The sequence below is a fragment of the Streptomyces sp. NBC_00090 genome (assembly GCF_045160815.1).
Classification (GTDB): Bacteria; Actinomycetota; Actinomycetes; order Streptomycetales; family Streptomycetaceae; genus Streptomyces.
Map to the genome: position 1 here is coordinate 5,072,732 of NZ_CP108224.1, position 25,024 is coordinate 5,097,755.

The following is a 25,024-nucleotide window of genomic DNA, read 5'->3' on the forward strand; positions in this document are numbered from 1 at the left end:
CCTCCGACCCCGACCCGTCGACCCCGCTGACCGCCCTGCGCCGACAGCGCGCACGCCCACCGCGACCCGCTGAAGCCCACCGCACCACAGCGTCAAGGAGGTCCCATGAGCACCCCCGTCTGGATCACCGCGACCCCTCCCGCCACCCACGGCGAACTCCACATCGGCCACCTCGCCGGGCCGTACGTCGCCGCCGACGTCCTCACCCGCTACCTGCGGGCCGAGGGGGAGGCGGTCCGGTTCACCACCGGCACCGCCGACCACGCCAGCTCCGTCGAGGTCCGGGCGCTGCGCCACAACCGCAAGCCGGAGGAGGTCGCGGAGGGCTACCGCGCCGCGATCACCGCCGACTGGCTCCGCTCGGGCGTGGAGTTCGACCACATCGTGCGCCCCCGGCGCGACAAGGGGTACGGACGCTGGGTGCAGGACCTCTTCGGCCGGCTGTTCGCACAGGGGGTCATCGCCCCGCGCACCCGCCTGCTGCCCTACTGCGAGCCCTGCGACCGCTGGCTGTACGGGGCGCACGCCACCGGCAGCTGCCCGCACTGCGGCGCGGTCAGCGACGGCGGCATGTGCCACGAGTGCGCCCGCCCCAACGACGGCGGCGACCTCATCTCCGCGCGCTGCGCGGTCTGCGACACCCCGGCGGTGGCCCGCCGCTGCCGCCGGCTGTACGTACCCCTGGAGCCCTTCCGGGAGACGCTCGCCGAGTACTGGGCGACGGCCGGGCTCCCGCCGCGGCTCGCGGCCCTGTGCGAGTCGCTCGTGGAGGACGGGCTGCCGGACATCGCGGTCGGCCACCCGGCCGAGTGGGGCCTTCCGGTGCCGGTCGAGGGCTTCCCCGAGCACCGGATCGACGGCTGCTTCGAGGCGGCCGCGATGCACCTCTTCGGCTACGACGTCACGGGCCCGCTGCCCCGCCGCGCCATCCACTTCTGCGGCTTCGGGCACGCCTTCTGCCACGCGGTGCTGCTGCCGGTGCTGCTCCTCGCGCAGGACATCAAGCTGCCGCAGGACTTCAACGTCAACGAGTCGTACGTCATCGAGGAGGGCGTCCAGGAGGGCAACGTCTGGGCGCTCGACCTCCTCACCGAGTACGGCTCCGACACCCTGCGCCGGCACGTCCTCCAGGCCCGCCCCCTGGGGCGCCGCACCGTCTTCCACCGGGAGCGGCTCGCCGCCGCCCGCCGGGAGCTCGACGAGAGCTGGAACAGCTGGCTCTCCCGGCTCTTCACCTCCGTACGGGAGGAGTGCGGCGGGCTCGCCCCGCAGGCACTGCCGGGCGGCACCGGCTGGGAGATCCTGGAGCGGCGGCTCCACCGGGCCGTGGACGATCTGCGCGAGGCGTACGGCCCCGACGCCTTCGACCCGCGCAGGGCGGTCGCCGTCCTCGACGAGATGGTCCGCTCGGTGGCCGACTTCGGCCACGTCAACGCCCACGAGCGGTGCCGGCCCAGCACCTCCTGCCGTCATCTCCCGGCACTCGCCGCCCAGTTGGCGGTGGCGTCGGCGCTCTCCGCGTGGGCGCGGCCGGTGATGCCGGAGGGCGCCGACCGGCTCGCGGCGGCGCTCCAGGTGGCGCCGGGGCGGCCGGTCGACTGGCAGGCGCTGACGGGCCCCCTCCCGGGGACCAGGCTCGCACCGCCCTCGGGCCCGGTCTTCGGCTTCTGAGCCCGCCACACCGACGCACCGCCGTACGACCTGTCCCGACGCACATTGCCGTACGACCCGTACGGCCCCACACCGACGCACCTCGCCGTACGACCCGTACCGCCCCGCACCGACGCACCTTGCCGTACGACCCGTACCGCCCCGCACCCTCACCCACCCTGCCGCGTGACCGTGCGCGCGAGCGACGCGCAGGGACACGTGGCCCCCCACTCCACAGGAGCCCCACGTGTCCCTGCGCGTCGCCATGCTCAGCGTCCACACCTCCCCGCTCCACCAGCCCGGGACGGGGGACGCCGGCGGTATGAACGTCTACATGGTCGAACTCTCCCGCGCCCTCGCCGAACAGGACGTGGAGGTAGACCTGTTCACCCGCTGCCGGGGCGAGGGCCTGCCCCCGCTCGTCGAGCTCGCCCCGGGGGTGCGGGTGCGCCATCTGCAGGCCGGGCCGCGCGGGCCGCTGCCCAAGGAGGCCATGCCGGATCTCGTCGTGCCCTTCTCGCTGGCGCTGCTCAAGGAGGACCGGCGCTACGACCTCGTCCACTCGCACTACTGGCTCTCCGGGCAGGCGGGCCGGATCGCCTCGGTCGGCTGGCGGATCCCGTTCGTGCACACCGCGCACACCCTGGCCCGGGTGAAGAACGCCTCGCTCGCCGAGGGCGACACCCCCGAGCCCGAGCTCCGCGTCCGGGGCGAGCACCAGGTGGTGTCCTCCGCGGACCGGTTGATCGCCAACACCGCCGACGAGTCGGAGGCGCTGCGCTCGCTGTACGGGGCGGAGGCCGCGCGGACCGAGGTCGTACGGCCGGGGGTCGACCTGCGGACCTTCCACCCGGCCGGGGGCACCTCCCGGGCCGGAGGTTCCGGGGGAGGGCGGGCGGCGGCCCGGGCCCGACTGGGCCTGCCGGCCGACGCGTTCATACCGCTCTACGCGGGCCGCATTCAGCCCCTGAAGGGCCCGGACGTGCTCGTACGGGCCGTCGCCGAGCTGCTGCGCGAGGAGCCGGAGCTGCGCCGCAGGCTCCTGGTGCCGGTGGTGGGCGGCCACTCGGGCGCGACCCGGGAGGGGACGGCCTGGAAGCTGGCGGGGGAGCTGGGGGTCACCGACGTGCTGCGGGCCTTCCCTCCCGTACCGCAGTCACGCCTGGCGGACTGGTACCGGGCGGCGGACGTGCTCGTGGTGCCCTCGCGCAGCGAGTCCTTCGGCCTGGTGGCCCTGGAGGCGCAGGCCTGCGGGACCCCGGTGCTCGCGGCGGCGGTCGGCGGGCTGAAGACGGCGGTGCGGGACGGGGTGACGGGGCTTCTGGTGCGCGGTCACGACCCGGTGGAGTACGCGCGGCGCCTCCGGTGGCTCGCGGCGCATCCGAGGGCGGTGGAGACGATGGGGGAGGCGGCGGTCCGTCATGCGCGCGGGATGAGCTGGCGCGCGTCCGCCACCCGGACCGTCGAGGTGTACCGGGGGGCGCTGGCGGAGTCGCGCCGGCCGGCCACCCCGGGGGAGGGGCCGGAGGCCGGACGGGCGGTGGGGCAGGGGCGGCGGCACGCCCCTGCCCCGGCGGCCCCTCTCTCCTGGAGGAATGAGAAGGCCGTAGCTCAAGTCTAGCACCTCTTTTGGTTCGACCAAAGATATGGAGAGCTCCGGATCTCTCAATTCCGTTGAGGGAGAGGCGTATTGACGCATCCACGCCATGGCGGGTCCACGCAGAGACAATCCCTGGATCGGAATCGGGGGCGGGGACAGAATGGAGATGTCTTCAGGGAACGCCCGGCGGCACGGGCCCCCGAAGGCGGAATTCACATTCCAACTCCTGGAGGAATCATGTCTGCTGAGCACGCCACGGGGATGCGCAAGATCGTCCGTCAGGTCGCCCTCGCCGCGGCCGCGTGTATCGCCGTCGCCGGCGGCGCTGCGCTGGCGACGGCCCCGAACGCGGTCTCGGCCCCCCAGCACGTGGTGGCCGACGGAGTCGCCGACGCGACCACCGCCACCCCGACCCCCACCCCCACGCCGTCTCCGTCCAACGGAAACGAGTGGAACAAGATCCCCCCGGCGCCGATATCTGCCAATTGAGCCGTCGGGAATCCGAAAAGGCTCCGTGGCCGCCCGTAAAGGGCGACCGCGGAGCCTTTTCCATGCCGGCCGGACGAAAATCCCGGGCTCAGTCGACCCAGCCGAGCCGATGAGCCCGCACCCCGGCCTCGAACCGGCTCGTAGCGCCCATCTCCTGCATCAGTTCCGACAGCATGCGGCTCACCGTCCGCAGCGACACCCCGAGCCCCCGCGCGATCTTCTCGTCCTTCATCCCCGAGGCCAGCATCGTCAGCGCCGCCCGCTGCTGCTCCGAGAGCCCGTCCCCGCCCTGCTCGGGCGTCGAACCGTCCCCGTACGGCGACGCCGTGTGCCAGCAGTGCTCGTACAGGGCGATGTACGAGCGGACCAGGGCCGGCCCCCGGGCCAGTACCGCGCCCGCCATCGGCTCCGCGGGATCGACCGGGACCATCGCGAACTGCGCGTCGGCGATGATCATCGTCATGGGGACGGCGGGGGTGATCCGCACCTCCACGCCCGTCTCGACCCGGCGCCGCAGCAGCTCCGCCACCTCCGGCGTGGAGATGACCCGCTCGCTGTACATGGCGCGGACCCGCACCCCGTTCTCGATCTGCCGCCGGTCGCGGCTCAGTACCCGCTCCGCCACCTCGCGGACCAGCGACGTCGGGTGCATCGACGACAGACTGTGCTGGATGACGTCCGTGATGTCCTCGAGGACCTGCTGGATCCGGCGGTAGTCGCTGAGGAGCTCCACATCGGCGTCCGAGCGCGTGAGGGAACCGGCCCGCAGAAAGGCCCCCGCCAGCGTCTCCAGCGTGCCGTACGCGCGGTCCGCCTCGTCGAGGTGCTCGCGCAGCTGCTCACGCTCCCGGTGCAGCAGCCGGAGCAGCGCTATCTCCGGGTCGATCACCGCGACCGTGTCGCCGTCCTGCTGCGGTCCGCCGCCGCCGTCGCCGCCGTCGCCGCTGTCGCCGCCGCCACTGCCGTCGCCATTGACGTCGCCGTCCCGGAGCCCCGCCCGGAGCTCCGACCGGGCGCCGTGCTGCGCGGGGTTGGTCGGCACGATGAGTCCGAGGTCCGTCAGTTCGTTCCTACATCGCTCGTACTGCTCGGGCGAGAGCCGTAAGTGGGCGCCCACCTCGCCGAGGCTCGACACCCCGCGTCTGCGCAGCTCCTGGTAGAGGTTCACCACAGCATCGGGTGAGCCTTCCGAGCGCTCGGTTCCGTTCCCCGTACCGCCGCCGGTGGTGATCAAGGCGAAGTGACCCCCTGTTCCCTCGAGTCGCGCCGCCGTCACCCTGTCACACGGCTGGGCGGCCGTCCGTCATGCCGATCCGACCGATCGGACATCCATCGTGCGCCATTCGAACTCCTCGGTGGTATCCCGCCCTTACGCTCCCCGCTCGGCGACCTCCCCGTCCAGCAGGCCGAGCCGGGACGCCTTCACGCCCGCCTCGAAACGGCTCGCCGCCCCCAGCTCGTGCATCACCTCGGAGAGGAGCCGGCTCACCGTCCGCAGCGAGACGCCCAGATTGCGGGCGATCTGTTCGTCCTTGATGCCCGAGGCGAGCATGAGCAGCGCCGCCCGCTGCTGCTCGGAGAGCCCGTCGCCGCCCTTCTCCGCCGCCTCCTCCTCGCCGTACGGGGCGGCGGCCGTCCAGCAGTACTCGTAGAGGGCGAGATAGGAGCGGACGAGGCCGGGGCCGCGCGCGAGGATCGCGGCGGAGGACAGGTCGTGCGGATCGGTCGGCAGGAGGGCGAAGTTCTCGTCGGCGAGGACCATGTTCATCGGGACGACCGAGGCGAACCGCACCTCCACGCCCAGCGCGGCACGCTCCTCCAGGTGCTGCGCCGTCTCCGGCACCGAGGCGGCCCGCCGGCTGTACATGGCGCGGACCCGGACCCCGCGCTCGGCCCACAGACGGTCCTGGGCCAGCTCGCCCGGCAGCTCCTCGCGGCGGACGGAGCCGGTGTGCATGAAGTGCACGGCCGTACGAACGGAGTCCGTCAGATCCGCGAGGCTGCGCCGTATCCGGTGGGGGTCGTCGACGATCTCGACCTCGATCTCGCCGCGCGGCGTGGCCCCCGCCCGAAGGAACGGTCCGGCGAGGGCTTCGAGTGCGGTGTGCGCGCGGCTGGTGGCGGCGAGCCGCTCCTGGAGCCGGTCGCGCTCCCGGCGCAGCAGCCGCAGCAGGGCGACATCGGGGTCGACGACGGCCACGGGGTCCTGGGGGGCGGTCAGTCCTAAGGAGACGAGTTCGTCACGACATCGCTCCCGCTCCTCGGCGGAGAGATCCAGCCGGTCCGCGGCCTCGTCGAAGGTCGCCCCGGGACGGGTGCGGAGCTCCTGGTACACGGCGAGGGCCTGTTCGCTGCCCGCACGGGCCACGGCGGCGTTTCTGGACACGGCGCAGCAGACTCCCCTCGGATCCCACCTGGACCCTGTTGAATCGCCCCGCTAGACCCTGCCACAAAATCGAACGACACGCACTGAGTTCACCGCAGCTCAGGCGGCGGGTGCGCTCGCCCGGCAGTCGGGGCACAGGCCCTTGAAGACGATCTCGGCGTCCTCCACCTGCCACTCGGGCAGGCCGCCCCGGGGCGGCTTCGGCGCGGCCATGTCGACGTTCTCCACGCGGCCGCAGACGACGCACAGCGCGTGCTGGTGCGCCGGACCGGAGATCTCGAAGACGGCGGGCAGGCCGGGGCGGTCGAACTTGCTGACCAGGCCGGTCTCCTGGAAGTGCCGCAGCATCTCGTACACGGCCTGGCTGGTCAGCGTGCCGAGCCGCTCGCGCGCGGTCGTGGTGATCGCCTCGACGTCGAGATGGCCGCCGGCGGCGAGCACCGTGAGCACCTCCAGGCGCGGGCCCGTGACCCGCAGCCCCACGTCGCGCAGGCGCTGGATCACCGCCTCGCGGCCCGTCAGCTCTTCCACGACTGCCATCTTCTCCGCCCGCCACCTGGTCGGCTCAAACTTTTGTGGGCATCGTACCTCTTGCTCGTCAACCTCGTCAGTCGTCCGTCCTGCACACCAGCAGGACGGACTCGGTCCGCTCGTCGATCCGGTGGCGTCGCCGGCCCTCGATGTGCAGGCCCGCCGAGTGCAGCTCGGCGGCGAGCCGCTCGGGGTCCACGATCCACTTGTCGGTGGTCAGCACGACCCGCTCGGTGGAGAGCTTGCCGGTACGGGCCGTGTAGTAGGTGATCCGCTCGCTCATCGACGGCAGGTCGAAGACCTGGCGCGCCACCACCCACTCGTCGATCCCGTCGAAGCGCGGCACCTGGAAGGCCCAGGTGCGCTGCGGCTCCGCGATCAGCCCGGGCAGCTGGTGCGCGGTGTAGTCGAGGGCGAGCGCCCCGCCCGTCTCCAGGTGGGACGCGACCTCCCGCAGCAGCGCCGGCCGGCGCGCGGGCGGGACGGCCGTGACCATCGCGCCCGCGAGGAGCGCCAGCCGGTAACTCCCTTCGAGCCGCAGGTCGGTGAGGTCGGCCCGGTGGGTGACGACGAGCCCGGCGACCTGCGGACCGATCCGGCGGGCCCAGCTTTCGAGGCGCTCGAGGGCCGAGGCGTCCCGGTCCACGGCTTCCACGGCGAAGCCGTGCCGGGCGAACGGGACGGCGAGCCGCCCGGCGCCGGAGCCGAGGTCCAGAACGGGTCCGCCGGTGGAGCGGGCGAGGCTGAGGTACCGGACGATGTCCGCGCTGTGCGGGCCGAGCAGGGTGTCGTGCAGCCAGACGGAGCTCTCGTCGGCGGGGGCGACCGATTCGAGCCCGGGAAGGGTGTCGGACTTGATTCGGACGCCGGCTCCGGGGACGGGCTTGCGCTCCCGCTCGTATCGGGACGGCAGGACCGGCGCGAGCACTGCGGGCACGACGGGCAGGGAAGTGCCGCTCGGTGTGTGCATCGCTCCTCCAGGGGCTCGCTCGGTCCATGCCGTCCGGACGAGGAACCCGTGCCGCCGGGACCGCGCCGCTGGACCCATCCTGACCTGGCGGGGAGCGCCGATCCACCGGATCGGGCTGCGTGAACACGCGATGGCGTGGATCCGCCAGCCCCCTTTTTTTTGAGGGCTCGGTTCGCCTCCGGGGCGCTTCAGCCGGGCTCACAGCCCCGACCGTGCTCGCCTCCTTCGTTCCTCAGGAGGCTCCGCGCGCTCGGGGCTGTTCCCCCGGCGCGCCCCTTCGGCTCACTCGCCGGGTCCTGGGGGTGGCGGGTGCTCGGTGGGGTCCCTCCAGCGCGCCCCGCAAGCCCGCGCGGCGGTCGAACCCGGGAGGCGAGCACGGTGCGGGGCTGTTCCGCCGGCTTCGGCGCCCCGGAGGCGAACCGAGCCCTTAAAAGAGAGAGCGGCTTATGCGGCGCGGGGACAGTGGGCCGAAGCCCATGTGTGTGTAGAAGGGGAGCGCCGGGTCGGGGTCCGCCGGGAGTTCGACGCGCTGGTCGTGGGCCCCGTAGCTCCGCATCCGGTCCGTGGCCGCGGCGAGCAGGGCCGTACCCACCCCGTGGCGGCGGGAGCCGTCCGCCACGGCCAGCGCGTACACCTCGCCCTCGCCCGGTACGGGCACCCCGCCCGCGGCGACGCCGACGACCGCGCCCTCCGTGTCGGTCGCGACGAGCCAGCCGAGCCAGCCGGGCGCGCCTCCCGGAATTTCAATTTCCGCTCGTATGCGGGGAAGTGCGCATTGCGCCGAGATCAGCCGCCGCATCGGGATTTCATCCAGGATTCCGGCGTAGCTGCTCCGAATGACGTCGGCGAGCAGCCTGGATATCGTCGCCGCATCGCCGGCCGCAGCCGTGCGAACGCCAGCCAGCTGCATTGGTTTCGTACCCTTCGACGTGCCGAGCCTGAGCCCCAACATACCCACAATAGCGGTGAATTAAGTTGCCCGTGACCGATGCGAAATCTACGAATTCGCTTAGTAAATAGCGGTGTTCGGGGGGTCCGACGGTGACTGGGTAAATTATTGAGGGAAGGAACAGCAGGCGATGACCAGCGGTGTCATCGCGAGCGTCGCCGCCCCGATGGTGCACAGTCCGCGCAGGACCGGGTGTCCGGCGCTGTAGGGAGTGAGGATGCGCCGCATCCGCAGCGCCGCCGAAGGACCGCCCGCCGCGAACGCCGACCGCGGCGCCCGTCCCGATGCCAGCGCGTACAGCGCGGTGGCGAGCGCGTCCCTCGTACATCGCCGCAACGCCCGGTCGTCCGCCGCCATTTCCAGGAGCAGCGGTACGGCGGCGGCACCGTGCCGTGCGAGCGGGAGCCGCGGGAAGACGGCCACGAAGGCCTCCGTCGCCGCGACCAGGAGGTGGTGGCGCCCGCTGATGTGCGCCCGCTCGTGCGCGAGGGCCGCCGCGAGCTGGGCGGGTGTCAGCGTGTGGACCGCGCCGGAGGAGACGACCACCCGGCGCGAGCGGCCCGGCAGGCAGTAGACGGCGGGGCGGTCGTCGTCGAGGACGGTGGCCCGCAGTGCGGGGTCGTACCGCCCGACGAGCCGCAGCACCCCCGCGTGCCGCATGCGCACGCGCCGGGCCCGTACCAGTCTCCGTACGAAGGCGGCGGCGGGCAGCGAGAGGACGGTGAGGCCGATCGCGAGGGCGAGCTGCTCGCGGCCGTCGAGGGTGAGCAGCTGGTCGAGGGTGGGGGGCCGGAGCGTGAGGGCCATGTCGGTGACGTGGTGGCTGCTCTCGGTCGACAGGACGAGCTGGGCGGGGAGCAGGGCGGTCGCGGCCGCGAAGACGGCGCCGCAGGCGGCCCAGACGGCGAGGGCGAGCCGGGGCGCCTGCTGGGCCCAGCGGGCCCGGGTGACGAGCCAGGGCACGAGGCAGCCGGTGAGCAGGACGAGCCCGAGCGGGACGAGCGCGTGGTGGTTCACGCGGCACCGCCGTCGCGGCGGGCGCCGCGGGGTGTGCCGTCCTGCCCGGTGCCGTCACCCCGGGCGGTGCGGAGGGCCGCGTCCAGGGCGGCCATGTCCTCGTCCGAGATGACCTCGACGAACCGCAGCAGGGCGGCCGGCCGGTCCTGGCTGTCGCCGAGGGCGTCCCGCATGAGGCCGGCCGTGTACTCCTCGCGGCTGCGGACGGGCTCGTACAGCCAGGCCCGGCCCGCCTTCTCGCGGCGGAGCCAGCCCTTGCGGTGCAGTATGTCCGCCACCGTCATGACGGTGGTGTAGGCGACCCGGCGTCCCCGGTTGATGTCGTCGACGATCTCGCGGACGGTGGCGGGCCGTTGCCATGCCCACAGCCGGTCCATGATCTCGGCTTCCAGCTCTCCCAGCCGACGCACGTGGATCCCCTTCCCCCTGGGCGGCGCTCATCGTACGGGCCGCTTCCTCCGCTCTGGTATACCCCCCGGGGGTACGATGGCGGGATGTCGACCCACATGACGAACCGCCCCTGCCCGAAGGTCTGCGGCCCCGGTCTGCCCGTTTCCGCGGAGCTGTTGCTCCTCCGGCGGGTGCTCGGGCTCTGCCTCCGCCTGAGCGTCAAGCTGTCCGCCGGCTGTCCTTCGAGCAAGAGCGGTTGATGCCGCTTCGGCTCTTCTTTCCCGATACTTCGTCAGGTCCGGATGAGCCGGGCGATCGCTTTCGACGCCTCGCTCACCTTCACCTTCGCCTGATCCCCGCCCTGGGCGATGGCCTCCGTGACGCAGCAGCTGAGGTGCTCGTCCAGGAGGGCCACCGCGCAGGACTGGAGGGCCGCGTTGATGGCGGAGACCTGGGTGAGGACGTCGATGCAGTAGACGTCCTCGTCGACCATCCGCTGCACGCCCCTGACCTGGCCCTCGATCCGCCTCAGGCGTCTGATGATGTCTTCCTTGTGCTGTCCGTAACCGGCCACGGCAGTCTCCCCGTCACATCGCTACATCGTTTCTCGGCGGCACGTCGCTGTCGGTGTCACTTCACTTCGGTGGCACTTCACTCCGGTGTCACGTCACTTGTCGGCGGCCTGGAAGCCGCGCAGGCGCAGGCTGTTGCCGACCACGAAGACCGAGGAGAAGGCCATCGCGGCCCCCGCGATCATCGGGTTGAGCAGTCCGGCCGCGGCGAGCGGCAGGGCGGCCACGTTGTAGGCGAAGGCCCAGAAGAGGTTCGAGCGGATCGTGCCGAGGGTCTTGCGGGAGAGCCGGATCGCGTCCGCCGCGGCCCGCAGGTCGCCCCGTACGAGGGTCAGGTCGCCGGCCTCGATCGCGGCGTCCGTGCCGGTGCCCATCGCCAGGCCCAGGTCGGCCTGGGCGAGCGCGGCGGCGTCGTTGACGCCGTCGCCGACCATGGCGACCGAACGGCCCTCCGCCTGGAGCTTCTTGACGACGTCGACCTTGTCCTGCGGCATGACCTCCGCGATGACCTCGTCGATGCCGACCTCGGCGGCGACGGCCTCGGCGACGGCCTTGTTGTCACCGGTGAGCAGGATCGGGGTGAGACCGAGGGCGCGCAGCCGCCGGATGGCCTCCGGGCTGGTCTCCTTGACGGCGTCGGCGACCTCCAGGACCGCGCGGGCCCGGCCGTCCCAGGCCACGGCGATCGCGGTCTTGCCGGCCTTCTCGGCCGTGTCCTTGGCCGCCTTGAGCTCCGCCGGGAGGGCCATGGCCCACTCCTCCAGGAGCTTCTCGCGGCCGACGAGGACGGCGTGACCGTCGACGACGCCCTGCACGCCGAGCCCGGGGATGTTGGCGAAGTCCTCGGGGGTGGGGAGCGTACCGACCCTGGCGGCGGCACCGGTGGCGACGGCCTGGGCGATCGGGTGCTCGGAGGAGTGCTCCAGGGCGCCCGCGAGACGCAGCACGTCGTGCTCACTGACCGCGCCGTCGCCTTCGGCGGTGTGGACCTTGATGAGGGTCATCCGGCCGGTGGTGACGGTGCCGGTCTTGTCGAGGACGATCGTGTCGACCTTGCGGGTGGTCTCCAGGACCTCCGGGCCCTTGATCAGGATGCCGAGCTGGGCGCCGCGGCCGGTGCCGACCATGAGGGCGGTCGGGGTGGCCAGGCCCAGGGCGCAGGGGCAGGCGATGATCAGGACGGCGACGGCGGCGGTGAACGCGGCGGTGAGTCCCTGGCCGGTGCCGAGCCAGAAGCCGAGGGTGCCGAGCGCGAGCGCGATGACCACGGGCACGAAGACGGCCGAGATCTTGTCGGCGAGGCGCTGGGCGGCGGCCTTGCCGTTCTGCGCGTCCTCGACGAGCTTCGCCATCCGGGCGAGCTGGGTGTCCGAGCCGACGCGGGTGGCCTCGACGACGAGACGGCCGCCGGCGTTCAGGGTGGCGCCGGTGACCGCGTCGCCGACCGAGACCTCGACCGGGACGGACTCGCCGGTGAGCATGGACGCGTCCACGGCGGACGAACCCTCGACGACCGTGCCGTCGGTGGCGATCTTCTCGCCCGGCCGGACCAGGAAACGGTCCCCGACCTGGAGGTCGGCGGTCGGTACGGTGACCTCCTGGCCGCCCCGCAGGACGGTGACCTCCTTGGCGCCCAGCTGCATCAGCGCCTTGAGCGCGGCGCCCGCCTTGCGCTTCGAGCGGGCCTCGAAGTACCGGCCGGCCAGGATGAAGGCGGTGACGCCGGCGGCGGCCTCCAGGTAGATGTTCCCGGCGCCGTCGGTACGGGCGATCGTGAACTCGAAGGGGTGCGTCATCCCCGGCGTACCGGCGGTCCCGAAGAACAGCGCCCACAGCGACCAGAGGAACGCGGCGATCGTGCCGACCGAGATCAGGGTGTCCATGGTGGCCGCGCCGTGCCTGGCGTTGGTCCAGGCGGCCTTGTGGAAGGGCCAGGCGGCGTAGACGACGACCGGCGCGGCGAGCGTGAGGCTCAGCCACTGCCAGTACTCGATCTGCAGGGCCGGGATCATCGCCATCGCGATGACGGGCACGGCGAGCGAGACTGCGGTGACCAGCCGCTGCTTGAGGGGCCGCAGCTCCTCGTCGGCCTTCTCCTCGTCCGAGGGACCTTCGGGGGCGCCGGGCGTCTCGCTCTTCGGCGGCGCGGGCTCGGCGGCGGTGTAACCGGTGGCCTCGACGGTGGCGATCAGCGCGGCGACGTCGATGTCGGCGTCGAAGGTGACCTTCGCCTTCTCGGTGGCGTAGTTGACGGTGGCCTCGACCCCGTCCATGCGGTTGAGCTTCTTCTCGATCCGGGCCGCGCACGAGGCGCAGGTCATGCCGCCGATGGCGAGCTCGACCTGAGCCGTGCCGGGTGTCGTCGTTGTCATGAGTACTGCTCCTCTTTCTTTCTTGGGCTCGGTTCGCCTCCGGGGCGCCTGAGCCGGGCTCACAGGGCCGCCCGTGCTCGCCTCCCTCGTTCCTCGGGAGGCTCCGCGCGCTCGTCCCTGTTCCCCCGGCGCGCCCTTCGGCTCACTCGCCGGTCCCCCTTTTTTGGGGCTCGGTTCGCCTCCGGGCGCCTGATGCGTGTGTCGACGGTCGACCGTGCTCGGCCCCTCGTTCCTCGGGGCCTGCGCGCGCTCTCCCTTTCGACACCCGCGCGCCCTTCGGCTCACTCGCCGGTGCTCGTGCGCGCCGCTCAGGGAAGGCGCTCGCGGCGGCCGGGATCGTCAGGGGTTCGGGGCGGGGGCCGGGACCCGGGCGTGGTGGGCGGGTCCCGGCGGCCGGGGTGGTGCGGGCGGTGGGCCGCCTGCCGGGCGGACCGTCGGGTACCGGGGACGGGGGACGCCGGTGGGGTGTCGGTCCTGCCCGGCGGCGGCTCAGGCGCGGCCGGTCAGCTCGTAGCCCGCGTCGTCGACGGCGGCGGTGATCGCGGTGTCGTCCGGCTCGCCGCCGGTGGTGACGGTCACCAGGCCGCCGTCGACGTCGACGTCCACGGAGATGACGCCGTCCAGCGCGCCGACGGACTTGGTGATCGCGGTCCGGCAGTGGCCGCACGTCATGCCGGAGACGGCGTAGACGGTCACGGTGCTCTCGGCGACCGCGACCGTGGCCGTGTCGGTGGTGCTGGTCGAGCAGCTGTTGTCAGGGGTGCAGCAGGAGCCCATGGCTTCCTCCTCGGTCGGTTCCTCCGGGCGAGATACCCTCGGGGGGTATCCGGTTGTGAGTCCATGTATACCCCCCTCCGGTATCCGATGCAAGCGGATCCCCGACTTGACTTGATACCCCCCAGGGGTATGGTGAAGTGCATCGAACGGCTACCACGCCACCCCGGGTATCCACCCCACGTATCGGGAGAGCAGCCATGAACACCGGTGTGAAGATCACTGCCTATGCCGCCGCGCTCGCCGCGACCTTCGGGGCCGCGTACGGGGTCGGCACGGGAGTCGGCCCCGTCGAGGAGCCGAAGAAGGCCGAGCACGGCGACCACGCGGCCGCACCCGCTCCCTCCGAGAGCGCCGCGGCGGGCGACGGCCACGCCGGACACGGCGAGGACGCGACCGCCGCCGCCCCCGCCGCCGCCGCGAACCTCCCCGGCGGGCTCCAGGTCTCCGACGGCGGCTACACCCTCGCCCTGGAGACGCCGACCCCCGCCGCCGGCAAGAGCGTCCTCAAGTTCTCGATCAAGGACGTGGCCGGAAAGAAGGTCACCGCCTTCACCACCGAACACGGCAAGGAACTGCACTTCATCGTCGCCTCGCGCGACCTCACCGTCTTCCGCCACCTGCACCCGGTGAAGGCCGCGGACGGCACCTGGACCACCCCCGTCGACCTGCCCGCCGCCGGCGGCTACAAGGCCTTCGCCGACTTCAAGCCCGCCGCCCCCGGCGCCAAGGGCATCACGCTCGGCGCCGACCTCTCCGTGCCCGGCGCGTACGCCCCGAAGCCGATGCCGGCCGTCGCCCCGACCGCCACCGTCGACGGCTACCAGGTCAGGCTCGGTGGCACGCTCGACCCGGGCAAGGCCGGCGAGCTGAAGCTCACCGTCTCCAAGGGCGGCAGGCCGGTCACCGACCTGGAGCCCTACCTCGGCGCGTACGGACACCTCGTCGCCCTGCGCGACGGCGACCTCGCCTACCTCCACGTGCACCCGAACGAGGGGGGTCCCGGCCCGGACGTATCCTTCACCGCGACGGCGCCCAGCGCGGGGACGTACCGTCTCTTCCTCGACTTCCAGCACCAGGGCACGGTGCGGACGGCGGCCTTCACGGTCACCGCGGGTGGCGGGAAGTCGTCCCTGCCGGCGCCCAAGTCGGACGTTCCCGCCGCCGGTGAGGCCACGCACGATGCGGGAGGTCACGCGCACGGCTAGTCTGTTCAATGGACTAGACCTGTAGCCGTCATTCATGGAGGAATGGGCTCGATGAGCAACCGTGCAGTCCTTGAGGTGATCGCCCTCGACGAGGAAGACGCGGTCGCCGCCCAGACCGGCGGCGCCGACCGGCTCGAACTCGTCACCGACATGGCGGCGGACGGGCTCACCCCGTCCCGGGCCGGCTTCGCCGCCATCCGCGCCGCCGTCGACATCCCGCTGCGCGTGATGCTCAGGGACGCCGACGGATTCTCGGCCGGCGGCCCCAAGGGCATCGACGCCCTCGTGGCCCACGCCTCGGAGCTCCGCGAGGCGGGCGCGGACGAGTTCGTGCTCGGCTTCCTCACCCCCGACGACGAACCGGACCTGGTCGCCGTCGAACGGCTCGTCGCCGTCCTCGACGGCGCCCGCTGGACCTTCCACCGGGCGATCGACCGCGCCTCCGACCGCGACGGGATGCGCAAGCGACTCGCGGACCTGCCGGGCCTCGACACCTACCTCACGGCCGGCTCCGCGACGGGCGTCGACGACGGCCTGGCCACCCTCAAGGCCGAGGCCGCCCGCTCGGGCGAGCCGGGCTACGAGGCCCAGATCCTCGTCGGCGGCGGCCTGCGCCTCGACCACCTCCCCGAACTGCGCGCGGCGGGCCTCGACGCCTTCCACATCGGCGGCGCGGCCCGCCCCCAGGGCTGGACCGCCCCGGTCTCGGCCGACGCGGTACGAGCCTGGCGCGAGGCCGTCGACGCGTAAGCCGGAGCACGGGGGGAGCCGGAGCACGGGGGAGCCGGGGCACGGGGGAGCCGGGGCACGGGGGAGCCGGGGCACGGGGGGAGCCGGGGCGGCGGCCGTGCCCGGAGCCCCTGGGCCCGGCCGGCGCGGGTCCCTGACCCGGGCCCGCCCCCGCCCCCCCCGGAAATCGCGTGGCCAGGGCGGGGGCCGGTCGCTAGCCTCGCCGTCATGGCAGCCACCACCACCACGACGCAACCCGACGAGCTGGACATCGACACCGAACTCGTCGAGCGGCTCGTCGCCGAGCGGTTCCCCGAGTGGGCCGGGCTGGCGGTGACGGCGGTGGACTCGGCCGGGACGGACAACGCGATGTTCCGGCTCGGCGACGACCTCGTCGTACGGCTGCCCCGCGTCCCCTTCGCGTCCGGCCAGGTCGAGAAGGAGCAGCGCTGGCTGCCGCTGCTCGCCCCGCACCTGCCGCTGGACGTCCCCGTCCCGGTGGGCCGGGCCGAGGGCGGCGCGGAGTTCCCGTGGCCCTGGTCCGTCTACCGCTGGCTCGACGGCGCCGACGCCTTCGACGAGCCGCTCACCGATCTCGCCCACGCCGCCGTCGAGTTGGGCCGCTTCGGCGCCGCCCTGCGCGCCGTCGACGCGAGCGGCGGACCGGCCTCCTTCCGGGGCGGACCGGTCACCGCCTGGGAGGACGGCTCCCTGCCGGGTGCCGTCCGGGACCTCGGCGCCGACGGCACCGTCGACGCGGAGCTCGCGAGCGCCGCCTGGGAGACCGTCCTCGCGCTCCCGCAGTGGGACCGCGAACCCGTCTGGATCCACGGCGACCTGCTCCCCGGCAACCTCCTCGGCCGCGACGGCCGCCTCAGCGCCGTCATCGACTTCGGCGGGCTCGGGGTCGGGGACCCGGCCTGCGACACCATGCCCGCCTGGACGCTCCTCACCGCCGAGACCCGGCCCCTCTTCCGCGAGGCCGCGCGGGTCGACGACGCCACCTGGGCGCGCGGCCGGGGCTGGGCCCTCTGCTGGGGTCTGGTGACCGAGCACTACTACCGCGGCAAGAACCCGGTCCTGGCCTCCGTCGCCCACCGCACCTGGTCCGAGGCCCTGCCCGAATTCGTGGCCTGAACCCGTACGCCGCCTCCTGACCAGCACACCCACCAACCGCCAGGGCCTGTCCGGCGGATCAGGGCCGGACATGCCTAGTCGGCGGCGACGAGTTCGACCTCGAAGCCGTCCGCGTTCTCCAGGTAGGCCGCGTAGACGCCCGCGCCGCCCGCGTACGGATGCCGGTCGGCGAACATCAGCCGCCAGCCGTGCGCCGGCGCCTCGGCGGCGAGCCGGTCGACGGCGGCCCGATCGCCCGCGTGGAAGGCGAGATGGTTCAGGCCCGGCCGCAGCCGGTCGTGCCGGTCCGACGTACGGGCCGGGGACCGCTCGACGACGAGGTAGCAGGAGCCGAGCGCCCAGCTGCGGCCGCCCTCCCAGCGCTGGAAGGGCGCGTACCCGAGGGCGCCGAGGAGCCAGCCGAAGCTCGCCTCGGCGCTCTCCAGGTCGCCCACCCACAGCTCGACGTGGTGCAGGGCCCCGACCGGGCTCACAGGGCGCCCAACTGCTCCGGAACCGGGGCCGAGTGAATGACCGTCAGGCCCGAAACGGCACGGGTCAGCGCCACGTACAGCCGCCGCAGGCCCGTCCGCTCGTCCGGTTCGCCGTCGACGACCGCCGCCGGCTCGTCCAGGACCACGTAGTCGTACTCCAGGCCCTTCGCCAGCGACGCCGGGACCAGCGTCAGCCGGGACTCCGCGGTCGTCTCCTCACCGGGGGAGAGGTACGCGAGACCGGCCGCCGTCAGCGCCTCCGCCAGCGGGGCGATCCGCGCGTCGGCGGCGATCAGGCCGATCGAGCCCTCGTGGGCCAGGTACTCGACGCAGGCCGCGACGACATCGGAGTCCAGGGCCTCCGGGCCGTCCGCCCGCCGGACCGCCAGCGAACCGGGGTTCTCCCGGACCGACTCCACCGCCGCGAGCCCCGGCGACATGTGCGGAAGCAGCCGCGAGGCGTACGCGATCACCTCGCGCGGCACACGGAAGCCGGCGGTCAGCTCCTCCACCACCGCCTCCGGCTTGCCCAGGTGCCCGAGCGCCTGCGCCCAGCTCTCCGTCGCCCACGGGGTCGTCCCCTGCGCCAGGTCGCCCAGGACCGTCGCCGAACCGGTCGTGCACCGGCGGCCCACCGCCCGGTACTGCATCGGGGACAGGTCCTGCGCCTCGTCGATGACCACGTGCCCGAGCGAGTGCGTCCGCTCGACCAGGTCCCTCGTCTCGTCGATCAGCACCGCGTCCGCCGCCGACCACTTCGCCGACTTCACGCTCCGGGCCGGCTTCGCCCAGAGCAGCAGCTTCTGCTCGTCCTCGGTGAGCAGCCCCTCGGCGTGCTCCGCCAGGAACTCCGGGTCGCCGAGGAGCCGCAGCACCAGCTTCGCCGGCTCCACCAGGGGCCAGCACTCCTTCACGACGGCCTTCACCGCCGCGTTCCGCGCGACCGCGTTCTGCACCCGGTCGTCGGGCGCCTCGCCCGCCTGCTCCATCCGCACCAGGACCGCGTGCGCGATCCGCTGCGGAAGCGCCTCGCGGGCCGCCCCGTACCGGATGTCCCGGTCCTGCAACTCCCTGACCATCTCCTCCAGTTCGTGCGCGGGCACCCGCCAGCGGCGCGAGCCGCGCACCACCATCAGGGACTCCTTCGGCAGCGAGATGTGCGAACGGACCGCGCGCCGCAGCACCTCCGCCATCCGGGCGTCGCCCTTGACGACCGCCGTCGCCGCCTCGTCCGTCCCCCGCACCTCGACATGGGCGACGAGGTCGTCGACGGTCGCCTGCTGGACCTCCAACTCGCCCAGCGCAGGCAGGACCTGCTCGATGTAGTGGAGGAAGGAGCGGTTCGGCCCGATGACCAGGGTGCCGGTGCGGGCGAGCCGCTCCCGGTGCGCGTAGAGGAGGTACGCGACACGGTGCAGGCCCACGGCCGTCTTTCCGGTGCCGGGCCCTCCCTGCACGCACACGGTCCCGGACAGGCCGGAGCGGACGATCCCGTCCTGCTCCGGCTGGATCGTCGCCACGATGTCCCGCATCGGGCCGACGCGGGGCCGCTCGATCTCGGTCTGGAGCAGCCGGCTCGTCGTCTCCAGCTCCGCCGGGTCGGAGAGGTGCTCGTCCTCGTACGCGGTGAGGTCGCCGCCCGTGTACCCGAAGCGCCGCCGCAGTCCCACGTCCTGCGGGTCCTTCTTCGACGCCTGGTAGTACGGCTGCGAGACCGGCGCGCGCCAGTCGATCACCATCGGGTCGCCGCCGGCGTCGTGGACGTGCCGCCGCCCGATGTAGAAGCGCTGCCCCTCCTGCGTGGTGTGCAGGTAGTCGAGCCGCCCGAAGAACAGCGGGGTGTCGGCGAGGTCCGCCAGCGCCTTGATCCGGTCCTCGATCTGGCGCCCGAGCACCAGCGAGTTGACCCAGTTCGCCGTGACGTCCTTGATGTCGAGCGACTCCACGTCCTCGCGCATCGCGCGCAGGGCGGCGCGGGAGGAGGTCAGATGGGCGCGCTCGCGCGAGAGCGGATCGGGCACGGGATCGGAAACGGGCACGGTGAAGCCTCCGAGCAGGTGGATACGCGGACACGACGAGGTGGCCGCCGGTTTCCGGCCGGGCGGCGGCTCTCCACGGAGGGAGGCGGGGAAGCTGGCGAGTGTAACTCCGCGCGGGTGGGCGGGGCGAATCGTTTTCACCCCTGCGTACCCGTAGGGGACGGGGTCCGACGTAAGGGGGACCCCGATTCCAACCCCAGGCCGATGTGTTCGGAATGTCCGGATTCCATCATGGAGGCATGACCGCGACGACCTTCACCCTCGTGACCACCGTCCCCCGACCCCGCACCCGCCCCCTCGCCACGGCGTTCCGCGCGATACGCGCGATAGGAGCCTTCGGCGGCGCCGCGGCCGGCGTCGTCCTCCTCGGCGACTACGGCCCGCCCGGGGCCGGCGTCAGGAACCCCCGCCCTGAGTACGCACCGGGCCCCGACTGAGTACGCGAACGCCTGGCCGCCGCCCCGTCGGACCTGATGTGATCAGGACATGGAGACGACCACCACCCCGGACACCACCGGCCCGACCCCCTTCACCCTGCGCGTCACAGCGAGCTTCGGCCTGCTGTTCCTCGTGGCCTGCCTGGTGGCCACCTTCATGATCACCCTCCGCGACGCCGTCCGGGGCGACGGCGGGGGCGGCGTGTTCATCGCGGCCGGCTTCTGGGCGCTGGCCGCAGGAGCCGTAGCGGGCGTGGCGGCCCTGATCGTGCCCCGCCGGGGACTCGTCATCGCCCAGTACTGCCTGGCGATCGCGGGCCCGTTCCTCGCACTGATGGACTGAGCCCGCAGACCGCCCCGCACCCTACGGAGCCAGCAGCTCGTCCGCGTCCACGATCCGGTACGCGTACCCCTGCTCCGCCAGGAACCGCTGCCGGTGCGCCGCGAAGTCCTGGTCGATCGTGTCCCGCGCGACCACCGAGTAGAAGTGCGCCTGGTGCCCGTCGGCCTTCGGCCGCAGCACGCGGCCCAGGCGCTGCGCCTCCTCCTGCCGCGAGCCGAAGGTGCCCGAGACCTGGATCGCGACCGTCGCCTCCGGCAGATCGATCGAGAAGTTCGCGACCTTCGACACCACGAGCACGCTGATCTCGCCCGTACGGAACGAGTCGAAGAGCTTCTCCCGCTGCGCGTTCGACGTCTCGCCCTTGATGACCGGCGCGTCGAGGTGCTCGCCGAGCTCGTCGAGCTGGTCGATGTACTGCCCGATGACGAGGATCTGCTGCCCCTCGAACTTCTTCACCAGGGCCTCCGTCACCTTCCGCTTCGTCGCCGTCGTCGCGCAGAAGCGGTACTTCTCCTCCGGCTCGGCCGTCGCGTACGCGAGCCGCTCGGAGTCGGTCAGGTTCACCCTGACCTCGACGCAGTCGGCGGGCGCGATGTAGCCCTGCGCCTCGATCTCCTTCCACGGCGCGTCGAACCGCTTGGGCCCGATCAGCGAGAAGACGTCCGACTCGCGCCCGTCCTCCCGGACGAGGGTCGCGGTCAGACCGAGCCGCCGCCGCGCCTGCAGATCGGCCGTGAACTTGAAGACGGGCGCGGGCAGCAGGTGCACCTCGTCGTAGACGACCAGGCCCCAGTCCCGCGAGTCGAAGAGCTCCAGGTGCGGGTAGACGCCCTTCCGCTTGGTCGTGAGGACCTGGTAGGTGGCGATGGTGACGGGCCGGATCTCCTTCTTCGTCCCGCTGTACTCGCCGATCTCGTCCTCGGTGAGCGAGGTCCGCTTCACGAGCTCGCTCTTCCACTGCCGGGCGGAGACGGTGTTGGTCACCAGAATCAGCGTCGTCGCCTTGGCCTCCGCCATGGCACCGGCCCCGACCAGCGTCTTTCCGGCGCCACAGGGCAGCACGACGACCCCGGAACCGCCGTGCCAGAAGCCGTCGACGGCCTGCCGCTGGTACGGCCGCAGGCTCCAGCCGTCCTCGGCGAGCTCGATCGGGTGGGCCTCCCCGTCGACGTACCCGGCGAGGTCCTCGGCCGGCCAGCCCAGCTTCAGCAGCGTCTGCTTGATCTGCCCGCGCTCGGAGGGGTGCACGGCGACGGTGTCCGGGTCGATCCGCGCCCCGACCAGCGGCTGCACCTTCTTCGACCGGAGGATCTCCTCCAGGACGGGCCGGTCGGTGCTGGTCAGGACGAGCCCGTGGGTGGGGTGCTTGGAGAGCGTGAGCCGCCCGTACCGGTCCATGGTCTCGGCGATGTCGACGAGCAGCGCGTGCGGCACGGGGTAGCGGGAGTACTCGACGAGCGCGTCGACGACCTGCTCGGCGTCGTGCCCGGCGGCCCGCGCGTTCCAGAGCCCGAGTGGGGTCAGCCGGTACGTGTGGATGTGCTCGGGAGCCCGCTCCAGCTCGGCGAAGGGCGCGATGGCCCGACGGCACGCCTCGGCGAGCTCGTGGTCGACCTCCAGGAGCAGTGTCTTGTCACTTTGGACGATGAGCGGCCCGTTCACGCGCGATCAGATCCTTCCCGGGCCGCTCAGACGACGGCCAATCCTCCAGTCTGCCTGATGCGGGGCCGTTGTCGGCAGGGGCTGCCACACTGAAGGCGACGGATTCCTGCTGAGGAGGTGGCGAGATGAGCGTTGCTCACGATCCGCATTACGGGCCTTGGACGATAGAGGAGGTCCTGGCACTGGGGGAGGACCGAGGTGAGCGTCGCGAATTGATGGGGGAAGCACTCTTGATGTCACCGGCTCCGGGATTCAAGCACCAGCGGGCGTCGCTCCGGCTGGCGTCGCTTTTGGATGCCGCGATCGAGGCGGCGGGCGCGCCGGCCGAGGTCCTTGAAGCCGTCAACGTCGTCCTGCCCGACGGACTCTTCATCCCCGACATCGTCGTGGTGGAGGCGGCAGCCGCCGCGGAGAACCCGGTGACATGCGACGCGGACGCCGTGCTGCTCGTCGTCGAGATCGTCTCGCCGTCGTCCTCCGGCCGCCGGACGGACCGCCTGCTCAAGCCGCCGTACTACGCGGAGGCGGGCATCGAGCACCTGTGGCGTCTTGAGCTGGAGCCCGAACCGGCACTGATCGTCTCCGAGCTGCGGGACGGCCGCTACGTGGAGCGGCTCGTCGCCGAGGCCGGGCGCGAGACGCTCGTCGAAGCGCCCTTCCCGTTGAAGCTCGACCCCGGCGCCCTGGTGAGCCAGAGGCGCTAGGAGGCGCTAGGGGGTCCGGCGGATCATGGCCGGGGTCCTACACCTGGTCGTCGGCCAGTTCCGCGACGCCCGTGATCCGGTGCAGGGGGTACGTGCGGACCTCGTCGGCCGTGTGGTCGTAGCCCGTCACGAAGCCGCCCTCCACCCGCACCGGAGCGATGACCCGCTGGCTCGCCGCGCCCTCCGCGTTGACGTAGCCGATCCAGACCGCCGAGCCGGTCATCGCGGCCGCCTGGACCGTGGCCAGGGTCTCGGCCGCGGAGGTGCGGGGGAGGGTCCCGGCGGCCGTCGGGGTCGCCGGTTCCTTCCGTACCGCCGTCGCCGCCCGGTCGCCGGCCCGGATCGCCCTGACCGCCGCGCCGAGCAGCGTCCTGTCGGGGGACGGCGGGCCCTCGGGGACGGGCACCGGGGCCGTACGGGCGGAGGTGCGGTACGCGTCGGCGCGGGCGATCAGGACGTCGCCCTCGGCGGACTCGGCCGCCGGGGCGTACCCGAGCGACCGCAGCCCGTCGAGCAGCGACACCGGGTCCGTCTGCGCGGCGAGGACGGTCGGCGCGATACGGCGCAGCCCCAGGGGCGCGGACCGCCGGTCGGCCAGGATCTCGCCGAGGACGGTGTCGTCGTCGCAGCGCACGTACGCGGAGGCCGCACCGACCTTGAGGTGGCCGTGGCGTCTGGCGACGTCGTCGATCAGATAGGCGAGCGGCTGCGGGACGGGCGTGCGGGAGTGCTTGGCGAGGAAGTCGTGCAGGTCGGTCGCCGTCTGGCCGGAGTCGAGCGCGCGCCGCACGGAACCCGGGGTGAACCGGTAGACCGTCGCACCACCCTTCGACTCCACGTCCGCGAGGACGCCCAGCGCGTCGGCGAGCGGCCGCCGCAGCGGGCCGGGTGCGACGGCCGTCAGATCGGCCTGGAGGAGTACGTGGTCGACGGCCTCCGGGAGCAGCGGCGCGAGCAGCGTCGCCGCCCGGGTCGCGGCCACCGACGGTTCGACCCCGCCGCCCGGGTCGGCGGCGGACGCGGCCTCGGCGAGCGGCAGGTTCAGCAGCGCCCGGGCGGGCCCGGAGAGCGCCCCGCGCCCGGTGAGCCCGAGCAGCTCGGCCTCCTCCAGGGTCCACCGCGCGATCCGCGTCCGCAGGTCGGCCGCGCCGGCCGAGGAGGAGCCCTCGGAGCCGCGCAGGGGCCGCTCCCAGCGCAGCCGGGCGAGGAGCGACTCGGGGTCGGCCGCGGCGCCCGGCGGGAGCGTCGCGAGCAGGTGCAGGACCCGGTGGCGGACCTCGGGGGCGGAGGAGCGGTCCAGCTCCGGGCCGAGCGCCGAGAGGGTGCGGCCCTTCGCGTCCTGGCCGCCGACCAGGCCGGACGTGCGGGTCGCGGCCAGCCAGGGCGTGACGATCCGCGCCCACCGCTCGGCGGGCGGCAGGTCCAGCCAGTCGTCGTAGGCGGGCGTCGGCGCGTACCGCTCGTCGGCCTCGCCGTCCGAGGCGAGGAGCCCCGCCGCGTAACCGAGCTCCAGCCAGAACGAGGCGATCGGCTCGGAGACGTCCAGGGCCGCGGCGATCCGCTTGAGGTCCCGTACGGCGAGTCCGCCCGCGCGCAGGACCGGCGGGCCGCCCCGGTCCCAGGACTTCAGCAGCTCCTCGACCGTCGCGAGGGCCACGTACGCCTGCCCGGCGGCCGCGCTGTCCACAACCTGTGGACGGTAGTCGCGCTGCACCGAAGGCTCCGGCGGCAGCGGCTCCGGCGACCGGTGCGCCCGCCCGCCCCGCAGATGCAGCGCCACCTCGCGCGGCAGCACCATCGTCCGCGCCGACACCGGCAGCAGCAGGCCGCGGTCGCGCAGCCAGCGCACGGGAGGCGCCGGGTTCGCCGTCACCTCCCCGTACGGCGGACCCCACACCAGCCGGTCGAGGACGGCGAGCGCCTCCGGCGGAGCCGTGTCGAGCAGCTCGCCCATCCGCGCCCGGTCGGTGAAGAGCGCCGTCAGCCCGGCCACCGCCGACACCGGATCGTGCGTCGACGTCAGCCCGGCCGCCGCGATGATCTCCTGCACCCGGCCCGGCGACATCCCGGACGTGGCCTCGGCGACCGTCGGCCCAAGACCGGTCGGCGACGGGTGCTGCGCCGAGGGCGCCAGCAGCTCCCGGGCGGTCCGCACGAGCCGCAGCCGCTCGTCGTCGCCCCACACCAGCGCCTGCTCGCGCAGCAGCGCCACCGCCCCGGGCAGCGCCGCCTCGATCTCCGGGTCGCCCTCGTCGCCGGTGAGCAGCCCGAGGAGTACGGGGTACGGCGTGGGGTCCGGGGCCACGGCGAGCGCTTCGGCCGTCTGGAGGGAGAACCGGTCGAGCCGCTCGATCGCCCGCACCACCGAACCGCGCGTTCCGGCGCGGGTGGCCAGCTGTGTCAGGTCGTTCGGTACGGGACCCAGCAGGTCCGGCCGGGCGCGCAGCAGCGCGGCAAGACCCTCGTCGCCCCGCGCGCGCAGCGCTTCAGCGAGCGTGCGCGGCGCAGCCACGGCGCCATCTGCTTCAGGCACGTGCGCCTCCCGGTCGAGCTCACCGATCCCCATCCGCACCACGTTAGCCCCTGTCCGCG

General features: G+C 73.1%; 24 protein-coding genes. 10 read left to right on the forward strand and 14 right to left on the reverse strand.

Features of this window, described 5'->3' with window-relative positions; all coding sequences use genetic code 11:
* The first annotated feature begins 105 nt into the window (after positions 1-105).
* The 3 genes from OG361_RS22725 (at position 106) to OG361_RS22735 (ending at position 3,739) form a co-directional block, all read left to right on the forward strand.
* Positions 106-1,671 carry a class I tRNA ligase family protein gene (locus OG361_RS22725; protein ID WP_405856247.1) on the forward strand — a complete coding sequence of 522 codons (1,566 nt, stop codon included), beginning with the start codon at positions 106-108 and terminating at the stop codon, positions 1,669-1,671.
* Positions 1,672-1,897: 226 nt separating this feature from the next.
* The gene (gene mshA, locus OG361_RS22730) at positions 1,898-3,271 is read left to right on the forward strand and encodes a D-inositol-3-phosphate glycosyltransferase (protein ID WP_405856249.1); all 1,374 of its coding nucleotides are present in this window, start codon (positions 1,898-1,900) and stop codon (positions 3,269-3,271) included.
* A gap of 216 nt (positions 3,272-3,487) precedes the next feature.
* On the forward strand, positions 3,488-3,739 hold the full coding sequence (locus OG361_RS22735) for a hypothetical protein (RefSeq protein ID WP_384569812.1): 252 nt from the start codon (positions 3,488-3,490) through the stop codon (positions 3,737-3,739).
* 88 nt (positions 3,740-3,827) lie between these two features.
* On the opposite strand, the gene OG361_RS22740 is transcribed toward OG361_RS22735, so the two are convergent.
* The 7 genes from OG361_RS22740 to OG361_RS22770 all read right to left on the reverse strand — a co-directional run bounded on the left by OG361_RS22740 (position 3,828) and on the right by OG361_RS22770 (position 10,002).
* Entirely contained in the window at positions 3,828-4,907 is a 1,080-nt protein-coding gene (locus OG361_RS22740) for a LuxR C-terminal-related transcriptional regulator (protein WP_405856251.1), read from the reverse strand.
* Between the two features lie 201 nt (positions 4,908-5,108).
* The gene (locus tag OG361_RS22745) at positions 5,109-6,125 is read right to left on the reverse strand and encodes a helix-turn-helix domain-containing protein (protein ID WP_405856253.1); all 1,017 of its coding nucleotides are present in this window, start codon (positions 6,123-6,125) and stop codon (positions 5,109-5,111) included.
* A gap of 99 nt (positions 6,126-6,224) precedes the next feature.
* On the reverse strand, positions 6,225-6,665 hold the full coding sequence (locus OG361_RS22750) for a Fur family transcriptional regulator (RefSeq protein WP_384569804.1): 441 nt from the start codon (positions 6,663-6,665) through the stop codon (positions 6,225-6,227).
* A 67-nt stretch (positions 6,666-6,732) separates the two neighbouring features.
* Positions 6,733-7,626, reverse strand: a complete 894-nt coding sequence (locus OG361_RS22755; protein ID WP_405856255.1) for an SAM-dependent methyltransferase — start codon at positions 7,624-7,626, stop codon at positions 6,733-6,735.
* A gap of 427 nt (positions 7,627-8,053) precedes the next feature.
* A complete protein-coding gene (locus OG361_RS22760; protein WP_405856257.1) occupies positions 8,054-8,425 on the reverse strand; it encodes a GNAT family N-acetyltransferase in 372 nt (123 codons plus the stop codon).
* 255 nt (positions 8,426-8,680) lie between these two features.
* Entirely contained in the window at positions 8,681-9,592 is a 912-nt protein-coding gene (locus OG361_RS22765; protein WP_405856259.1) for a M56 family metallopeptidase, read from the reverse strand.
* Positions 9,589-10,002, reverse strand: a complete 414-nt coding sequence (locus OG361_RS22770) for a BlaI/MecI/CopY family transcriptional regulator (protein WP_384569794.1) — start codon at positions 10,000-10,002, stop codon at positions 9,589-9,591. The genes OG361_RS22765 and OG361_RS22770 overlap by 4 nt, the downstream gene beginning before the upstream one ends.
* Positions 10,003-10,086: 84 nt before the next feature.
* On the opposite strand from OG361_RS22770, the gene OG361_RS22775 reads away from it, so the two are divergent.
* Positions 10,087-10,242: a hypothetical protein gene (locus OG361_RS22775; protein WP_405856262.1), complete on the forward strand. Its 156-nt coding sequence runs from the start codon at positions 10,087-10,089 to the stop codon at positions 10,240-10,242.
* A gap of 32 nt (positions 10,243-10,274) precedes the next feature.
* Here OG361_RS22775 and OG361_RS22780 read toward each other — a convergent pair whose 3' ends face one another.
* The 3 genes from OG361_RS22780 to OG361_RS22790 form a co-directional block, all read right to left on the reverse strand.
* The gene (locus tag OG361_RS22780; protein WP_250766246.1) at positions 10,275-10,556 is read right to left on the reverse strand and encodes a metal-sensitive transcriptional regulator; all 282 of its coding nucleotides are present in this window, start codon (positions 10,554-10,556) and stop codon (positions 10,275-10,277) included.
* A gap of 93 nt (positions 10,557-10,649) precedes the next feature.
* Positions 10,650-12,926 (reverse strand): heavy metal translocating P-type ATPase, encoded by a 2,277-nt coding sequence (locus OG361_RS22785; protein ID WP_405856264.1) that lies wholly within the window; start codon positions 12,924-12,926, stop codon positions 10,650-10,652.
* A 489-nt stretch (positions 12,927-13,415) separates the two neighbouring features.
* Positions 13,416-13,703 carry a heavy-metal-associated domain-containing protein gene (locus OG361_RS22790; protein ID WP_405856266.1) on the reverse strand — a complete coding sequence of 96 codons (288 nt, stop codon included), beginning with the start codon at positions 13,701-13,703 and terminating at the stop codon, positions 13,416-13,418.
* A gap of 197 nt (positions 13,704-13,900) precedes the next feature.
* On the opposite strand from OG361_RS22790, the gene OG361_RS22795 reads away from it, so the two are divergent.
* The 3 genes from OG361_RS22795 (at position 13,901) to OG361_RS22805 (ending at position 16,774) form a co-directional block, all read left to right on the forward strand.
* Complete coding sequence (locus tag OG361_RS22795) at positions 13,901-14,908, forward strand: hypothetical protein (protein WP_405856268.1); 1,008 nt, start codon at positions 13,901-13,903, stop codon at positions 14,906-14,908.
* A gap of 51 nt (positions 14,909-14,959) precedes the next feature.
* Positions 14,960-15,658 carry a copper homeostasis protein CutC gene (locus OG361_RS22800; RefSeq protein WP_405856270.1) on the forward strand — a complete coding sequence of 233 codons (699 nt, stop codon included), beginning with the start codon at positions 14,960-14,962 and terminating at the stop codon, positions 15,656-15,658.
* A 207-nt stretch (positions 15,659-15,865) separates the two neighbouring features.
* A complete protein-coding gene (locus OG361_RS22805) occupies positions 15,866-16,774 on the forward strand; it encodes an aminoglycoside phosphotransferase family protein (RefSeq protein ID WP_405856272.1) in 909 nt (302 codons plus the stop codon).
* 74 nt (positions 16,775-16,848) lie between these two features.
* On the opposite strand, the gene OG361_RS22810 is transcribed toward OG361_RS22805, so the two are convergent.
* On the reverse strand, positions 16,849-17,247 hold the full coding sequence (locus OG361_RS22810) for a VOC family protein (RefSeq protein WP_405856274.1): 399 nt from the start codon (positions 17,245-17,247) through the stop codon (positions 16,849-16,851).
* A complete protein-coding gene (locus OG361_RS22815) occupies positions 17,244-19,286 on the reverse strand; it encodes a HelD family protein (protein ID WP_405856276.1) in 2,043 nt (680 codons plus the stop codon). The genes OG361_RS22810 and OG361_RS22815 overlap by 4 nt, the downstream gene beginning before the upstream one ends.
* A 239-nt stretch (positions 19,287-19,525) precedes the next feature.
* Between OG361_RS22815 and OG361_RS22820 the strand changes: the two genes are divergently transcribed.
* Positions 19,526-19,723: a hypothetical protein gene (locus OG361_RS22820; RefSeq protein WP_405856278.1), complete on the forward strand. Its 198-nt coding sequence runs from the start codon at positions 19,526-19,528 to the stop codon at positions 19,721-19,723.
* A gap of 49 nt (positions 19,724-19,772) precedes the next feature.
* Positions 19,773-20,066 carry a hypothetical protein gene (locus OG361_RS22825; RefSeq protein ID WP_405856280.1) on the forward strand — a complete coding sequence of 98 codons (294 nt, stop codon included), beginning with the start codon at positions 19,773-19,775 and terminating at the stop codon, positions 20,064-20,066.
* Positions 20,067-20,087: 21 nt separating this feature from the next.
* Here OG361_RS22825 and OG361_RS22830 read toward each other — a convergent pair whose 3' ends face one another.
* Positions 20,088-21,728: a DNA repair helicase XPB gene (locus OG361_RS22830; RefSeq protein WP_384569757.1), complete on the reverse strand. Its 1,641-nt coding sequence runs from the start codon at positions 21,726-21,728 to the stop codon at positions 20,088-20,090.
* 125 nt (positions 21,729-21,853) lie between these two features.
* Between OG361_RS22830 and OG361_RS22835 the strand changes: the two genes are divergently transcribed.
* Positions 21,854-22,432 (forward strand): Uma2 family endonuclease, encoded by a 579-nt coding sequence (locus tag OG361_RS22835; protein ID WP_405856282.1) that lies wholly within the window; start codon positions 21,854-21,856, stop codon positions 22,430-22,432.
* A 37-nt stretch (positions 22,433-22,469) separates the two neighbouring features.
* Here OG361_RS22835 and OG361_RS22840 read toward each other — a convergent pair whose 3' ends face one another.
* On the reverse strand, positions 22,470-24,998 hold the full coding sequence (locus OG361_RS22840) for a helicase-associated domain-containing protein (RefSeq protein WP_405856284.1): 2,529 nt from the start codon (positions 24,996-24,998) through the stop codon (positions 22,470-22,472).
* Between the last annotated feature and the right edge of the window lie 26 nt (positions 24,999-25,024).

What these genes read in the sequence shown, in the direction of transcription:
- OG361_RS22775 (WP_405856262.1), top strand. Translation starts at nt 10,087, where the DNA reads ATGTCGACCCACATGACGAACCGCCCCTGCCCGAAGGTCTGCGGCCCC.
- OG361_RS22800 (WP_405856270.1), top strand. Translation starts at nt 14,960, where the DNA reads ATGAGCAACCGTGCAGTCCTTGAGGTGATCGCCCTCGACGAGGAAGAC.
- OG361_RS22760 (WP_405856257.1), bottom strand. Translation starts at nt 8,425, where the DNA reads ATGCGGCGGCTGATCTCGGCGCAATGCGCACTTCCCCGCATACGAGCG.
- OG361_RS22750 (WP_384569804.1), bottom strand. Translation starts at nt 6,665, where the DNA reads ATGGCAGTCGTGGAAGAGCTGACGGGCCGCGAGGCGGTGATCCAGCGC.
- OG361_RS22785 (WP_405856264.1), bottom strand. Translation starts at nt 12,926, where the DNA reads ATGACAACGACGACACCCGGCACGGCTCAGGTCGAGCTCGCCATCGGC.
- OG361_RS22725 (WP_405856247.1), top strand. Translation starts at nt 106, where the DNA reads ATGAGCACCCCCGTCTGGATCACCGCGACCCCTCCCGCCACCCACGGC.
- OG361_RS22840 (WP_405856284.1), bottom strand. Translation starts at nt 24,998, where the DNA reads ATGGGGATCGGTGAGCTCGACCGGGAGGCGCACGTGCCTGAAGCAGAT.
- OG361_RS22805 (WP_405856272.1), top strand. Translation starts at nt 15,866, where the DNA reads ATGGCAGCCACCACCACCACGACGCAACCCGACGAGCTGGACATCGAC.
- OG361_RS22755 (WP_405856255.1), bottom strand. Translation starts at nt 7,626, where the DNA reads ATGCACACACCGAGCGGCACTTCCCTGCCCGTCGTGCCCGCAGTGCTC.
- OG361_RS22820 (WP_405856278.1), top strand. Translation starts at nt 19,526, where the DNA reads ATGACCGCGACGACCTTCACCCTCGTGACCACCGTCCCCCGACCCCGC.
- OG361_RS22735 (WP_384569812.1), top strand. Translation starts at nt 3,488, where the DNA reads ATGTCTGCTGAGCACGCCACGGGGATGCGCAAGATCGTCCGTCAGGTC.
- OG361_RS22795 (WP_405856268.1), top strand. Translation starts at nt 13,901, where the DNA reads ATGAACACCGGTGTGAAGATCACTGCCTATGCCGCCGCGCTCGCCGCG.
- OG361_RS22825 (WP_405856280.1), top strand. Translation starts at nt 19,773, where the DNA reads ATGGAGACGACCACCACCCCGGACACCACCGGCCCGACCCCCTTCACC.
- OG361_RS22790 (WP_405856266.1), bottom strand. Translation starts at nt 13,703, where the DNA reads ATGGGCTCCTGCTGCACCCCTGACAACAGCTGCTCGACCAGCACCACC.
- OG361_RS22835 (WP_405856282.1), top strand. Translation starts at nt 21,854, where the DNA reads ATGAGCGTTGCTCACGATCCGCATTACGGGCCTTGGACGATAGAGGAG.